The organism is Mesorhizobium erdmanii, assembly GCF_013170725.1.
Lineage (GTDB): Bacteria > Pseudomonadota > Alphaproteobacteria > Rhizobiales > Rhizobiaceae > Mesorhizobium > Mesorhizobium erdmanii.
Map to the genome: position 1 here is coordinate 1,409,105 of NZ_CP033361.1, position 13,370 is coordinate 1,422,474.

At 64.2% G+C, this 13,370-nt stretch carries 18 protein-coding genes; 5 read left to right on the forward strand and 13 right to left on the reverse strand.

Annotated features, from left to right (window positions below; translation table 11 throughout):
* Positions 1-28 precede the first annotated feature (28 nt).
* Positions 29-154, reverse strand: a complete 126-nt coding sequence (gene ykgO, locus EB233_RS06730; RefSeq protein ID WP_006203764.1) for a type B 50S ribosomal protein L36 — start codon at positions 152-154, stop codon at positions 29-31.
* A 243-nt stretch (positions 155-397) separates the two neighbouring features.
* Here ykgO and EB233_RS06735 point away from each other — a divergent pair, with 243 nt between their 5' ends.
* Positions 398-817, forward strand: a complete 420-nt coding sequence (locus EB233_RS06735; protein ID WP_064989889.1) for a lysozyme inhibitor LprI family protein — start codon at positions 398-400, stop codon at positions 815-817.
* Between the two features lie 14 nt (positions 818-831).
* Here EB233_RS06735 and EB233_RS06740 read toward each other — a convergent pair whose 3' ends face one another.
* The 11 genes from EB233_RS06740 to EB233_RS06790 all read right to left on the reverse strand — a co-directional run bounded on the left by EB233_RS06740 (position 832) and on the right by EB233_RS06790 (position 9,101).
* A complete protein-coding gene (locus EB233_RS06740; RefSeq protein WP_064989890.1) occupies positions 832-1,908 on the reverse strand; it encodes a 5-(carboxyamino)imidazole ribonucleotide synthase in 1,077 nt (358 codons plus the stop codon).
* The gene (gene purE, locus EB233_RS06745; RefSeq protein ID WP_027053914.1) at positions 1,905-2,402 is read right to left on the reverse strand and encodes a 5-(carboxyamino)imidazole ribonucleotide mutase; all 498 of its coding nucleotides are present in this window, start codon (positions 2,400-2,402) and stop codon (positions 1,905-1,907) included. The genes EB233_RS06740 and purE overlap by 4 nt, the downstream gene beginning before the upstream one ends.
* Positions 2,403-2,500: 98 nt before the next feature.
* Positions 2,501-3,409, reverse strand: a complete 909-nt coding sequence (locus EB233_RS06750; RefSeq protein ID WP_027053915.1) for an anti-sigma factor family protein — start codon at positions 3,407-3,409, stop codon at positions 2,501-2,503.
* Complete coding sequence (locus EB233_RS06755; protein ID WP_027053916.1) at positions 3,406-3,945, reverse strand: sigma-70 family RNA polymerase sigma factor; 540 nt, start codon at positions 3,943-3,945, stop codon at positions 3,406-3,408. Before EB233_RS06755 ends, EB233_RS06750 begins: the two co-directional genes overlap by 4 nt.
* Positions 3,946-3,982: 37 nt before the next feature.
* Positions 3,983-4,204: a hypothetical protein gene (locus EB233_RS06760; RefSeq protein ID WP_027053917.1), complete on the reverse strand. Its 222-nt coding sequence runs from the start codon at positions 4,202-4,204 to the stop codon at positions 3,983-3,985.
* A 128-nt stretch (positions 4,205-4,332) separates the two neighbouring features.
* Positions 4,333-5,538 (reverse strand): aminotransferase class V-fold PLP-dependent enzyme, encoded by a 1,206-nt coding sequence (locus EB233_RS06765; protein WP_064989891.1) that lies wholly within the window; start codon positions 5,536-5,538, stop codon positions 4,333-4,335.
* Between the two features lie 25 nt (positions 5,539-5,563).
* Positions 5,564-6,025, reverse strand: coding sequence for a RidA family protein (locus tag EB233_RS06770; RefSeq protein WP_027053919.1), 462 nt, complete (start codon positions 6,023-6,025; stop codon positions 5,564-5,566).
* Positions 6,026-6,063: 38 nt separating this feature from the next.
* Positions 6,064-6,858: an amino acid ABC transporter ATP-binding protein gene (locus tag EB233_RS06775; protein ID WP_064989892.1), complete on the reverse strand. Its 795-nt coding sequence runs from the start codon at positions 6,856-6,858 to the stop codon at positions 6,064-6,066.
* A gap of 4 nt (positions 6,859-6,862) precedes the next feature.
* Positions 6,863-7,513: an amino acid ABC transporter permease gene (locus EB233_RS06780; protein WP_064989893.1), complete on the reverse strand. Its 651-nt coding sequence runs from the start codon at positions 7,511-7,513 to the stop codon at positions 6,863-6,865.
* Between the two features lies 1 nt (position 7,514).
* Entirely contained in the window at positions 7,515-8,180 is a 666-nt protein-coding gene (locus tag EB233_RS06785; RefSeq protein WP_027053922.1) for an amino acid ABC transporter permease, read from the reverse strand.
* Positions 8,181-8,270: 90 nt separating this feature from the next.
* Positions 8,271-9,101, reverse strand: coding sequence for a transporter substrate-binding protein (locus EB233_RS06790; RefSeq protein WP_171892286.1), 831 nt, complete (start codon positions 9,099-9,101; stop codon positions 8,271-8,273).
* A 171-nt stretch (positions 9,102-9,272) separates the two neighbouring features.
* Between EB233_RS06790 and EB233_RS06795 the strand changes: the two genes are divergently transcribed.
* Positions 9,273-10,061 carry an IclR family transcriptional regulator gene (locus EB233_RS06795; protein ID WP_064989895.1) on the forward strand — a complete coding sequence of 263 codons (789 nt, stop codon included), beginning with the start codon at positions 9,273-9,275 and terminating at the stop codon, positions 10,059-10,061.
* Between the two features lie 11 nt (positions 10,062-10,072).
* Here EB233_RS06795 and EB233_RS06800 read toward each other — a convergent pair whose 3' ends face one another.
* Positions 10,073-10,276: a YdcH family protein gene (locus EB233_RS06800; protein WP_064989896.1), complete on the reverse strand. Its 204-nt coding sequence runs from the start codon at positions 10,274-10,276 to the stop codon at positions 10,073-10,075.
* Positions 10,277-10,515: 239 nt separating this feature from the next.
* Here EB233_RS06800 and EB233_RS06805 point away from each other — a divergent pair, with 239 nt between their 5' ends.
* The 3 genes from EB233_RS06805 to EB233_RS06815 all read left to right on the forward strand — a co-directional run bounded on the left by EB233_RS06805 (position 10,516) and on the right by EB233_RS06815 (position 13,358).
* A complete protein-coding gene (locus EB233_RS06805) occupies positions 10,516-10,695 on the forward strand; it encodes a YdcH family protein (protein WP_010911953.1) in 180 nt (59 codons plus the stop codon).
* Between the two features lie 552 nt (positions 10,696-11,247).
* A complete protein-coding gene (gene ispG, locus EB233_RS06810) occupies positions 11,248-12,498 on the forward strand; it encodes a flavodoxin-dependent (E)-4-hydroxy-3-methylbut-2-enyl-diphosphate synthase (protein ID WP_064989897.1) in 1,251 nt (416 codons plus the stop codon).
* Positions 12,499-12,503: 5 nt separating this feature from the next.
* The gene (locus EB233_RS06815) at positions 12,504-13,358 is read left to right on the forward strand and encodes a lytic transglycosylase domain-containing protein (protein ID WP_064989898.1); all 855 of its coding nucleotides are present in this window, start codon (positions 12,504-12,506) and stop codon (positions 13,356-13,358) included.
* Positions 13,359-13,370: the final 12 nt, after the last annotated feature.

A 13,370-nucleotide genomic window follows, 5' to 3' on the forward strand; every position in this document is an offset into this window, starting at 1 on the left:
GCGGAGGCAAAAGCCTCCGGCCGAAACCTCAACCCTGGCGCGCCTTGTAGCGCGGGGCGGTCTTGTTGATGATGTAGATGCGGCCCTTGCGGCGAACCAGCTGGTTGTCGCGGTGACGCGCCTTCAGCGCCTTGAGCGAATTCTTGATCTTCATGGTCTTGCCTGTCGGTGTGGACCCGGTTCCGGGTCGAAATTTTAAGGCGCGCCAGAAGACGCGCCTTTTCAACGGTGGGTGGCTCATAAACGAGGAGCCTCGCCCATGTCAACCATAAGTCAGCCGTAAGAATGCTCGACACCGCCATATCATCAAATATCCGCCACGTCCGCCGCTCGGCATTGCACGGCGCCGGGCGGGCTGGGATGATGCGGTGTATTTCAAGTGATTTGGGGGACGATCATGCGCCGAATATTGCTGTCCGCCTGCCTAACCGTGCTGGCGGGAGCGTCGGTTGCGGGTGCGCAGGAATGCGACCGCACCGACGACAGCCAGCAGATGATGAACATCTGCGCCGGCGAGGACTACCAGGCCGCCGACGCCAGGCTCAATGCCGCCTATCAGAACCTGATCAGTTCCGACGATGCCGATGCCAAGAGACTGCTGCAGGCGGCGCAGCGGGCCTGGATCACCTTTCGTGACGCTGAATGCGCGCACACCACCGCCGCCAGCGCCGGCGGTTCCATCCATCCGATGGTGGTTTCGCAGTGCCTGACCAGGCTGACCAATGAGCGCATCAAGCAGCTCGCCGCCTCGGCCGATTGCGAGGAAGGCGACGTGAGCTGCGCCAGTCCCGACCAGGACAGCGACGAGGTGCAATAGGCGCGTTTGCGGGATTAAGTTCGGCGGCTGATGCGGGTGAAATGGCCCATCTTGCGGCCGGGCCGCGCCTCGGCCTTGCCGTAGAGATGCAGCATCAGCTCGGGCTCGGCGAGCAGGGTGGGCACGCGCAGCACGTCGTCGCCGATCAGGTTCTCCATCACGCAATCGGAATGGCGGCCGGGGCTGCCCAGCGGCAGGCCGGCTACGGCGCGGATATGCTGCTCGAACTGCGAAACGATACAGGCGGCCTCGGTCCAGTGACCTGAATTGTGAACGCGCGGCGCAATCTCGTTGGCCAGCAGCGAACCGTCGGAAAGCACGAAGAACTCGACGCCGATAACGCCGACATAGTCGAGCGCCGACAGGATTCTTGCCGCTGCCGCGCGCGCTGCTTCAGCCGTTTCAAGTTTGACGCCGGCCGGCAGCGTCGAGGTGTGGAGAATGCCGTCGCGGTGGACATTCTCGGCCGGATCGTAGGCGGCGACCGTGCCGTTCAGCCCACGCGCGGCGATTACCGAAATCTCGCACTCGAACGGCACGAAGCTTTCCAGGATCAGCGGGACATTTCCCATCGACTCGCAGGTGCCGGCAAAGCCGCCTGATTCCATGTTGCGGAAGACGCGCTGGCCTTTGCCGTCATAGCCCATGCGCCGCGTCTTCAATATGCCGCTGCCGCCGAATGTTTTCAGCGCCGCCGCCAGTTCGCCGTCGGTATCGACCGGACGAAAATCGGCGGTGGCAATGCCGATGCCGTTTAGGAATGTCTTTTCGCTCACGCGATCCTGCGCGACGTCAAGCGCACGTGCCGGCGGATAGACCGGCACCTCGGCCGCAAGCATTTTCGCCGCCGCGACCGGTACATTCTCGAATTCGTAGGTGACGACGGCACTGGCCGCCGCGAGCTCGGCAAGGGCGGCCGGGTCGTCGTAGGCGGCCGTAATCTGACGGTTGGCGACCTGGGCGGCCGGACAATCCGGCTGCGGCTCCAGCACGACGGTGCGGTAGCCGAGGCGGGCGGCAGCCATTGCCAGCATGCGGCCGAGCTGGCCGCCGCCGATGATGCCGATGGTCGATCCGGCAGGCAGGCTCACGGCGCGTCCGTCGGCTCAGCCGCGACCTTGGCGGTCTGCGAGGCGCGCCAGGCGTCGAGCCGCTGGGCAAGCTTGTCGTCGTTCAGCGCCAGCACGGCGGCGGCCAGCAGGGCCGCATTGGCCGCGCCAGCCTTGCCGATGGCGAGCGTCCCTACCGGAATGCCAGCGGGCATCTGAACGATGGAGAGGAGTGAATCCTGTCCCGACAGCGCCTTCGATTCCACCGGCACGCCGAAGACCGGCAACGGCGTCATCGCCGCCGTCATGCCGGGCAGGTGGGCAGCGCCGCCGGCGCCGGCGATGATAACCTTGTAGCCGGCGGCCTTGGCGCCCTTGGCGAACTCATAGAGACGGTCGGGTGTGCGATGCGCCGAGATGATCAGCCTTGTATGCGGGACGCCCAGCGCCTCGAGCGTTTCGGCCGCCTGGCGCATCGTCGCCCAGTCGGACTGGCTGCCCATGATGATGGCGACGTCGGCGCGTTGATCGTTCAAGCTATTGCTCCCCGGCGACAAAGGCGCGCCTTAGCGGAATTCGCGCGGGGCCGCAAGGATTTCAGGCCTCGGCTGGATGCCGACGGCCACAATCCGGCTCACACCGCCGCCTTGCGGAAGCGGGCGACGAAGTCGTCGAGCTCGGGGCGTTCCATATCGGAGATCGCCCAGTAGGAGAAGGCGCCGTCGCTCCAGTGCACCATCGAGAAGCCGCCCGACGAAAGGTCGTCCGGCTGGGTGGTCTTGCCGCCCTGCTGCGGTTCGGCGACCAGCGTGATGAGGTGTTCGCGGTGGCGGTAGACCAGGGCAGGCACCGGCCGGCCTGATATCACCTCGACCCGGCCGCCGATCAGCGCATAGCCGTCCTGGGCAAGATCGGGCGCCGGCGGCGACACGCCGATGCGGGCGTCGAGCCATGGCTTGACGGTGTGACGGTCGGACGAGACGATGTCGATCGGGCTTGATGCCAGCAGGCTGCGGCGATGGCCGCTGGCGACCGCCGCGGCAAAGCCGTCATCCACGCCGCTCTGCATCACCCATTGGGTCGCCCCGCTGGCCAGCACGGCGCTGATCATGATCGACGCGGCCATGGCGCGCCAGTCGAACGAGCCGAAGCGGCGTGCCCTTGGCGATGTCCGTGTCTGCGCGGGGCGTGTCCCGGCGTCTCGCCTCTGGCCGCCGCCGGCGACCGAAATCAATCCCGGTAGCGCCGACGCCGCGCCCCGCTGCGGCCCTGTCGCCTCGGCGGTCGCCTGCTCGTCGGCGCCGGCCATGGCGATCGCCGCGATGCGGGCCCGAAAGGCGTCGCTGACATCGGGACGCGGCAAGCGGCTGACCGCGCCTTGCAAGGCGACAATACGGGCATGCTCGGCGGCAAGCCGGGGGTCGGCGGCGATGCGACGCTCCACGGCAAGGGCGGCCGCCGCATCGAGCTCACCATCAACAAGGGCGTGGATCATCAGTCTGATACCTTCGGGATCATTGGGCAGTCCGTCGTCGTGCGTCATGACGCTCTCCCCAGTTCAGACGCCAGCAGGCCGCGGGCGCGGGCCAGCCTGGACATCACGGTACCGATCGGCACGGTGAGCATGGCCGATATCTCGCGATAGCTGAGGCCGTTGATATCACGCAGCACCAGCGTTTCGCGGAATGGCTGCGGCAGGGCCGCGATCGCGGCCTCCAGTGCCGCCGTGTCGGCCCTGGCGATCAGGCTCGCCTCCGGGCCGTCCTCGTCCGGCAGGCTGGTGCCGTGTGCCGCCGCCATGTCGTCGAGATCGCCAAGGTCGCCGACGGCCATCATGGCGCGCGGCCGGTTGCGCGCCATCCAGGTGTAGGACGTGTTGCGCACGATGGTCAGCAGCCAGGCACGAGCGTTGCCGCCGGCATAGCCTGATATGCCGGCATGCGCCTTGATGCAGGCGTCCTGCACGACATCCTCGGCGTCGGCGGCATTGCCGGTCAGCCAGCGGGCGAGCGACAGCGCGTCGCCAAGATGCGGCAGCACCACCTGGTTGAAGCGCTCTGCCAGGGCCCTCTCGCTCAAAGCAGCACCATGATCGGATACTCCGGGCCGTGCCGCCTCAAGATGCGACGGTGGCCTTGCCTTGCTCGCAGGGGGAAATCCCCCGGAAGCAGGCAGAGCCGCCTGCCTTGCCGAAACTGAATTCATCTGCGTCACCGGTGTCAAGCGCTGTGGGAAGAAGGGGCGCTACAAAGGAGAGCCTGACGACGATCATGCTCGCCAGCACATGGTGATGGCTGACGCCGCGACTAAAGTCGCTGTCCTTGCAATGATACGGCATGCCGGTCTCCTCAACGCCAATGGTGGCGTATGCCGAGGAGACTTGGCGCGGCGCCGGTTTATTCCCGCAGCGCAAATCCAGTTGATCACAGTAGCGTGATCAACTGGTGTTTTCAGTAGGGTTGGCGCTCAGTCAGGCCAGCGCAAGACGCCGGAAGAATCCTTGCGGGCGGCTTTCATCGCGTCGGCGGAGCGATCCTTAGCGGTCAGTATGGCCCGCAGCTGTTCGGCGACGATTTCCGCCTCGCCAGGATGAAGGTTGCAGGGATCGAGGAAGAAATGGCCGCGCTCGATCTCGTGGTTGCGCACGATGATCGGCGGCGAGCCGGCGGCCAGCGCCGAGGTAAGACCGGCGGCACTGAACCGGCTCTCCGGCGAAACGAAGATTTGCAGGCGGTCGAGCGGGTTGGCCGTCGGGTCCGGAATGATTTTCGCAAAGATGCCCGGCAGCCCCTGCAAGGCGTCCTTCCACAGATTGAGCGCAGCCTCCTCGCGCCGGCGGATGCCGGCGTGGTCGCGCTTCTCCCAGGCTTCCAGTGCCGCCATGGTGCCTGCGATGCTTTCCTTGCCGACCTTCATGGCGCGGGCGACGCCGCGGTTCTGCAAATAGGCTGATCGCACCAGGTCCTTGCGGCCGGTGACGATGCCGCTGGTCGGGCCCGAGAGGAATTTGTGGCCGCTGTAGATGACGACGTCGGCGCCGCGCGCAAGGAAACCGCGCAGATCGTATTCGGAGGCGGCATCGACGATCACCGGCACGCCTTTGGCGTGGCAGATATCGCAGAATTCGTCCAGGGACAGCATGCCGTATTGCACCGTGTGGTGAGCAACGACATAAAGCCCGGCCGCGGTGCGCTCATTGATCGCCTCGCGCACATGATAGTCCTGCGTTACGCTGACCGTGCCGGCGGGAATCACCCTGGCGCCGGCGACGCGGACGGACTGGTCGATCGGCGCGCCATAATTGACGATGTGGCCGAGCTGGATGACGACCTCCGACTTGAGATCGCCGGTGTCGTCCGGCAGCCGTTCGATGGCGAGCAGGTTGTTTCCCGTCATCGCGCCGGCGATCGCCATGGTGATGCCGCTGGCGCAGCAGGCGGTGATGAAGCCGGCTTCGCCGCCGGTGAGGCGCGCCACGACCGTACTGGCGGCGCGCTGCAAATCGTCCATCTCGACCCATTGCGAGGCCATCTCGGCCATGGCGCTGATCGCCTCGGGAACGATGATCGATGCGCCGAGCGCGGTCATGGTGCCGGAGACATTGATGATCGGCCGCAAACCCAGCCGTTCGCGGATGGTGGTGTTGGAACCGGCGGAGGAAGTGGTTTTCATGTGAGCGAATCCCGTGAGTGGCAGGTCAGGCGGCGATCTCGACGACCGCTTCGATTTCGACGGTGATGTTGCCGGGCAGCGAGCCGACGCCGATCGCCGAGCGGGCGTGGCCGCCGATCTTGTCGAAGACATCGGCAAACAAATCCGAGCAACCGTTGACCACTTTCGGGTGGTCGCTGAAGGTCGGCGTCGCGTTGACGAAGCCGAGCAGCTTGACGACGCGCACGATGCGGCCGAGATCGCCAGCGGCGGCGTGCATCACGGCCAGCAAATTGAGCCCGGTCAGGCGCGCATGCTCATAGGCCTGCTCGACCGTGACATCCTCGCCGACCTTGCCGGTGCAGAGCGTGCCGTCGGCGCGCAGCGGCCCCTGGCCGGACAGAAAGATCAGCCGGCCGCTCTCGGCATGGGTGACGAAATTGGCGATGGGCGTCGGCGGTTCGGGCAGCGTCAGGCCGAGTTCGGCGAGCCTGGTGTAAGGCGACATGAATGAAGGCTCCTTGGGACGGCTTTAGTCGTCCAATCTCAGAAATGCGAAGCGCGAAAACGCGCCAGGAAGGTGCGGAGACGCTCGTTGCTGGTCTCCGCCGCGAGGATCTCCTTCGGCGGGCCGACAGCGCTGACGCCGCCATCGGCCATGAAGACGATGCGGCTCGAAGCGTCGCGGGCAAAGGCCATCTCATGTGTCACCATCAGCATGGTCATGCCGTCTTCGGCAAGGTTGCGCACGACGGCCAGTACTTCGCCTACCAATTCGGGGTCGAGGGCCGAGGTGATCTCGTCGAGCAAAAGGATTTTTGGCTCCATCGCCACCGCGCGTGCGATGCCGACGCGCTGCTGCTGGCCGCCGGAGAGCTCGGCCGGCAGGCTGTCGGCCTTGTGGGCGAGGCCGACGCGGCCGAGCCAGTGTTCGGCCGCCTGGCGTGCCTCGGCCTGGCTCTTGCCTCGCACCTTGGTCAAGCCCAGCATGATGTTGCCGGCTGCCGTGAGATGCGGAAACAGGTTGAAGCTCTGGAACACCATGCCGGTCTCGGCACGCATCGCGGCCAAGTCGCGCTCGCCGCGGCGCTGGCGTGTTCCGGCTGAGAGGTAGCCGACCTCCTTGCCGTCGATGCGGATCGAGCCTGAGTCGTAGCTTTCGAGGAAGTTGACGCAGCGCAGCAGCGTGGTCTTGCCACTTCCCGATGGGCCGATGACGGTAACCACCTCGCCGCGTTTGACCTGAAGGCTGACGGAACGCAGCACCTCGACGGCGCCGAAGGCCTTGGAAACGTCGCGCACGTCGAGCAGCGCGGGACCAGCGTTTGAGGTTTCGGACATCGTGCTATTCCCGGATGAAAGAAAAACGCCGCTCCAGCCGCCGGCTGGCGAGCGAGAGCGCGTAGTTGACGGCGAAATAGATGAGCGCGCCGAGGATATAGAGCGGCATCGCCTCGTAGGTGCGCCCGATGACCTGGTTGATGGCCTGCATCAAATCGGTGATGCCGAGCAGCGACACCAGCGCGCTGCCCTTGACCGCGTCGGTGACGCCGTTGATCCAGGGCGGCAGGAAGCGCCTGAAGGCCTGCGGAAAGATGACGTAGGTCAACCGCTGGCTGAAGGTCAACCCGATCGCCATCGCCGCCTCGGACTGGCCCTTCGGGATCGAAGCGACCGCGCCCCTGAGATATTCGATGACCTGCGCCGTCTTGAACAGCGTCAGCGCCAGGACGGCGGCCCAGAAGGATGGCAGGTGCAACCCGATCGCCGGCAGGCCGTAATAGACGAAGAACATCAACACCAGGATCGGAATGCCGCGAATGGTATCCGAGAAGATGCGCACCGCCCAGCGCAATGGGGCAGGGCCATAGACCAGGCCAACGCCAAGCGTGACGCCGGCGATGAGCGACAGCACCACGACCAGAAGCGATACCCAAAGGGTAAGGGCGAAGCCTTGGGCAAGGAACGGCAGGGCGTAGAGGATCTGGCCAACCATGTCAGCGCGCCGCCCTGAACCGGCGCTCGACGAGCCTGAGCCCGAAAAGCAGGATGTAGCCGGTCACCAGGTACATCGCCGTCGTCACCAGATAGACCTCGACGATGCGGAAGGTGTTGAAGTTGATCCACTGGGCGCCGAAGGTGAGTTCCGGCACCGAGATGACCGAAGCGATCGAGGTGTCCTTGAACAGCGAGATGAAGGTGTTGGAGAGCGCCGGCAAGGTGATACGCAGCATCGTCGGCAGGCGAACATGCAGCAGTCTTTGCCAGGGGGTCAGGCCGATCGCCTTGCCGGCATCGAGCTGGCCGCGCGGGACGGCTTCGAGGCCGGAGCGAAACACCTCGACCAGATAGGCGCCGCTATAGACGGACAGCGTCAGGATGAAAGAGGTCGGCGCGCTGTAAGCCAGGTCGACGACGGTCGGCAGGCCGTAGAAGACCAGATAGACCAGCAGGATCAGCGGCACGTTGCGGATGAATTCGACGTAAGCGGCGATGATTGCCCGCACCGTGCGCCCGGCAGAGACATACCAGACCGCGAGCACCAGGCCGATGACGGTGCCGATGGCGATCGAGATCACGGCAAGCTCGAGGCTGAGCAGCAAACCGCCCCAGAGCTTGTCGAAATGCCGCCAGATGAGATTGAAATTCAGGGCATAGCCCATGCATTCGCCTCGGTGTGAAGGGCGTCGTGTCGCTTGCGGAAGGGCGGGAATGCCGCCCTTCCGCAATCCGGGATCAGTTGCCAACCAGGATCAGATAACGGGGAATCCGGGGTGGCGGGCCGGCGGCTCCTGGCCGAAATAGTCCTTGAAGGCGGCATCGTAGAGCGCCGATTCATGACCGAACATGGCGATGGTGAAGGTCTGGTCGACGAAGGTCAGCCAGTCGAGATCGCCTTGCCGCAAGGCCGCGCCGTATAGCATCGAATACCAGCTCTTGCCGGCATCGAAATATTTGTCGGGATTGCGCGAGGCGAGCCAGCGCACGGTGGAGAGATCGACTGCGGCTGCGTCGGCGCGCTTGGATTCCAGCGCCTGCAGCACGTTGGCCTGGGTGTCGATCTGCAGCACCTGCGCCTGCGGCAAGGCGTAGTGGACCGAGCTTTCGGCGTCGACATTCTGCAGAATGGAAATGCGCGTCGCCGAACCGCCGGCGAGCAGCTTGTCGAAGGTCTTGTTCTCGGCTGTGGGCAGCGTCAGCAAGGCAACGCCTTCGACGTAGTAAGGCCTGCTGAAGTTGATCAGCTGCGAGCGCTGCGCCGTCATCGTCATGAACTGGATTGTTATGTCGACCTTGTTGGTGGTGACGTTGGGAATGCGCTGCGCCGGATCCTGCATGACGAACTCGACCTTGGTCGGATCGTCGAACAGGCCCTTGGCCAGGATGCGGCCCATGGTGATGTCCATGCCGACCAGTTCGCCGGCATCGTTCTCGAAATGCCATGGCGCGTTGGTGCTGCCGGTGCCGACGATCAGCTTGCCGCGATCGAGCACGGTGCGCAGCAGGCTGTCGGATGCGGCTTGGGCGGCTGCCTTCTGAGCATCGACGGTTGCCAGTACGCCGGCGGTAGCCAGTCCCGCCATTCCCAATTTCAGAAAATCACGTCTTCCGGATGTGTCGTTCACGGCGACCTCCTTTCGTGTTGTGTTCCCCTATGCACAGGCCATACACGCGATGATGACTACGAGAAGATTGTCTCTTACAAGAGACGCATGTATCCTGTACAAGACAGATACTAACACCAGGAATCGACAATGCAAGATGGCAATGCCTTGGCCGTTTCGGCCGACGAAAAGACGACGGCCTCGCGCGAAAAGGGCCTCAACCGGGTGCTTGAGATCCTCGACTTTCTGCACACGACGCAGCGGGCGATCGGCATTGGAGACCTCGCCAAGGGGGTGAACGCTCCGCGCTCGACGACCTACACGCTGGTGCGGTCGCTGGTGGACGCCGGCCTGCTGGAAATGGCCGGCGACGGCAACCGCGTCTATTTCGGCAAGAAGCTCTATCTCTATGGAATGGATTATGTGCGCGGCAACGATCTGCTGCGGCGAGGGCGCCAGGAAGTCGACCATCTGTCGCGCGAGACCGGCGAGACCTCGGAACTTTGCATGCTGCAGAGTGGCCGCTACACCATCGTCCATTCCAGCCCCGGCACCAGGCCGTTCCGCATCAGCTCGGCCACCGGCCTGCAGATTCCACTGCCGTGGACCGCATCCGGCCGGCTGCTACTGGCAGGGCTGGAGCGGGCCGAGGTCGAAGCCATGGTGTCGGACGACGATCTCGTGCTGCCTGACGGGCGCAAGCTCGAACTCGACGATTTCATCACCGACATCGCCAAGGCCGGGGTGACCGGCTACTGCGTCACCTCGGGCCTGGTCGATGCCTATACGAAATGTCTTGCGGCGCCGGTGTTTTCAGCGCCGGGCAAGGTCGAGGCGACGATGTGCCTGGTGGTTCCCATCGACACCTCCGAGGAGCGGACCAGCAGTCTCATCGGCCTGCTGCGCGACCGCGCGGGCAGGCTTTCGATCGGTGGGTAGGCGAATAACGGCTACGCGATGATGTCTGGAATGATCCTGTCTTCCAGCTTCATCAGCCGGTCCTTGAGCGCCAGCTTTTTCTTTTTCATGCGCTGGATCTGCAGGGGATCGCAGTTGGTGGCGATCATCGCGTTGATCGCCACGTCGAAATCGGCGTGTTCCTGCTTCAGCCGCGAAAATTCGAGGCGAATATCGGCCTGTTCCTGATCGGACATTCTCTACCGTCTGCACGTCTGCGGCGCCCAAAACTGGGCCTGATTGGGCGGGGGCGGCAATTTCTGCCACCGGCGCGCACGCCATATCACATTTCACATTGACGTGGAATGCTACCAAGCAGCATTCGACATCGCAGTCGGAAGGTGGCAAAGTGTCATTGTGCCGTCACAGAAGCGACCTGCGGTGGACGCGCCTTTGGCGGCTGCAATCGAGGAAACCATGAAAGGGAGAACCAATCATGTCTCTTGCATCCCATCTTGATGAGTTGCAGCGGAAACACGGCGACATCGAACGCGAGATCGATGACGCGATGAACCACCCATCGGTGGACGACCTCGAAATCGTGAATCTCAAGCGACGCAAGCTGGCACTCAAGGATGCGATTGAGAAACTGAAAGCGCAGCCGACCACGCATTGATGCCCGACTGACATAGCCGCCTACTAGGCGGTCTTCCTTGCCGGCGGCTGTTGCCGCCGGTGTGGTCGTTTTATTACTTCCGACCGACCCTCATAAACATTTGAGATTGGCCGAAGCCTCCTGAACTTCGTCATCCACGGGCGAAGCAAGGAGCGTAGCGACGCGGCGCAGATCCGAGGATCCATGCCGCGACCTCAAAGCGTTGCCACGGTTCGGAATTTTGTCCCGCCGCACTCCATGGCATAGGTCACGGAATGGATCCTCGAGTCTACGCGACGGAGCTTTGCTCCTGCTCCGCCCGTGGATGACGAAGTGGTGGGCGGTCCAGCCAATCGCCAAGGTATGCCATTCGCAAACGCCAAGCGCCCGGGCAAAAACCTGGGCGCCGGGCAACTGTTCGCGGTTCATTTCGGGGCTGGTGGCGACCTGTCGCCATTGACAAGCCATCTTTGCTCCTCCACCTCATGCCCGGACTTCAGCGCATCGGCCCCGGGGAAGTGCTCGCACGTCCCAAGTGGACGCACGGCGCTCCAGAGATTAGAGGCTGCCGGCATGACCGGATATTTTTCCTTTCCCTTCCCGCGCCGCACCTCGGTCGGCGTCGATGTCGGCGGCGTGGTCGTCGGCGGCGGCGCCCCGGTTGTCGTGCAGTCGATGACCAACACCGACACCGCCGATATCGACCAGACGGTCGCGCAGGTCGCGGCACTTCACCGCGCCGGCTCCGAGATCGTGCGCATCACCGTCGACCGCGACGAGAGTGCCGCCGCCGTGCCGCGCATCCATGAGCGCTTGCTGCGGCTTGGCATCAACGTGCCGCTGGTCGGCGACTTCCACTATATCGGCCACAAGCTTCTTGCGGATCATCCGGCCTGCGCCGAGGCACTGGCAAAATACCGCATCAATCCCGGCAATGTCGGCTTCAAGGACAAGAAGGACCGGCAGTTCACCGATATCGTCGAAATGGCGATCAAGCACGACAAGCCGGTGCGTATCGGCGTCAACTGGGGCTCGCTCGATCAGGAGCTCTTGACCCGGCTGATGGACGACAACCAGGACAAGGGTTTTCCGCTGACGGCCCAGGAAGTGACTCGCGAGGCGATCGTGCAGTCGGCGATCCTGTCAGCGGAGATGGCTGAAGAGATCGGCCTTGGCCGCGACAAGATCATCCTGTCGGCCAAGGTCAGCGGCGTGCAGGACCTGATCGCCGTCTATACCGAGCTCGCCACCCGCTCCGACCACGCGCTGCATCTCGGCCTCACCGAGGCCGGCATGGGCTCGAAAGGCATCGTCGCCTCGTCCGCCGCGATGGGCATCCTGTTGCAGCAAGGCATCGGCGACACCATCCGCATTTCGCTGACGCCGGAGCCGAATGGCGACCGCACGCGCGAGGTGCAGGTGGCGCAGGAACTGCTGCAGACCATGGGCTTCCGGCAGTTCGTGCCGATCGTCGCCGCTTGTCCCGGCTGCGGCCGCACGACCTCCACCGTGTTCCAGGAGCTTGCCCAGAACATCCAGGCGGATCTGCGCAAGAACATGCCGGTATGGCGCGAAAAATATCCCGGCGTCGAGAACCTCAAGGTCGCGGTGATGGGCTGCATCGTCAACGGCCCGGGCGAGTCCAAGCATGCCGATATCGGCATTTCGCTGCCCGGCACAGGCGAGACGCCGACGGCGCCCGTCTTCGTCGACGGCAAGAAGGCGGCGACGCTGCGCGGACCGTCGATCGCGGCGGATTTCGAGAAGATGGTCGCCGACTATATCGAGCAGAGGTTTGGTCGCGGCAAGGCCGCGGCCGAGTAGCCGCGATGCAGCGTTTCCTCTTGGCAACGCTTATACTGCTTTGCGGGCTGGCCTGGTCGACGCTCGTCCAGGCCGATCCGCCGCAATCGGCCAAGCAACGGCTGATCGACAAGGTCTGCAACCTGATCCAAGCCCATGCCGACCAGAACGGCCTGCCCCGGGATTTCTTCGCCCGGCTGATCTGGAAGGAAAGCCGTTTCGATCCCAACGCCGTCAGCCCGGTCGGCGCCGAAGGCATCGCCCAGTTCATGCCGGGCACCGCCAAGATGCGGGGGCTCGAAAATTCCTTCGACATCAGCCAGGCGATCCCGGCCTCGGCAAAATATCTCGCCGAAATGAAGACCAGCTACGGCAATCTTGGCCTGGCGGCCGCCGCCTACAATGCCGGTGAAAGCCGGGTGTCGCGCTGGCTGGGTTCGGGCGGCTTCCTGCCGATGGAGACCGAGAGCTACGTCTTCGACATCATGGGCGAGCCGGTCGACAAGTTCACCGACCTCACCTATGCCGGAAAAATCGAGCCGCTCGACGCCAAGGCGGATTTTGCCGTCGCCTGCCGCAAGCTGCCGGTGATCATGTCGCAGACCGTTGCGATGGCCTCGATCAACGTCAAACCATGGGGCATCCAGGTCGCCGGCAATTTTCGCCGCAGCGCGGCAATCAACCAGTGGCTGCGGGTGAGGAGCCGGTTTCCGGCGTTGCTTGCCGGCCATGATCCGGTGGTGAGCCGGGTGCGCACGCCTATCGGCCGGCGTGGCATCTACGCGGTCAGGATCGGGATTGACGATCGCGCCGCCGCCAATGTCATCTGCCAGAAACTGCAGAGCGTCGGCGGGGCTTGCGTGGTGGTACGCAACCGGTAAAGGCCTGAGGCT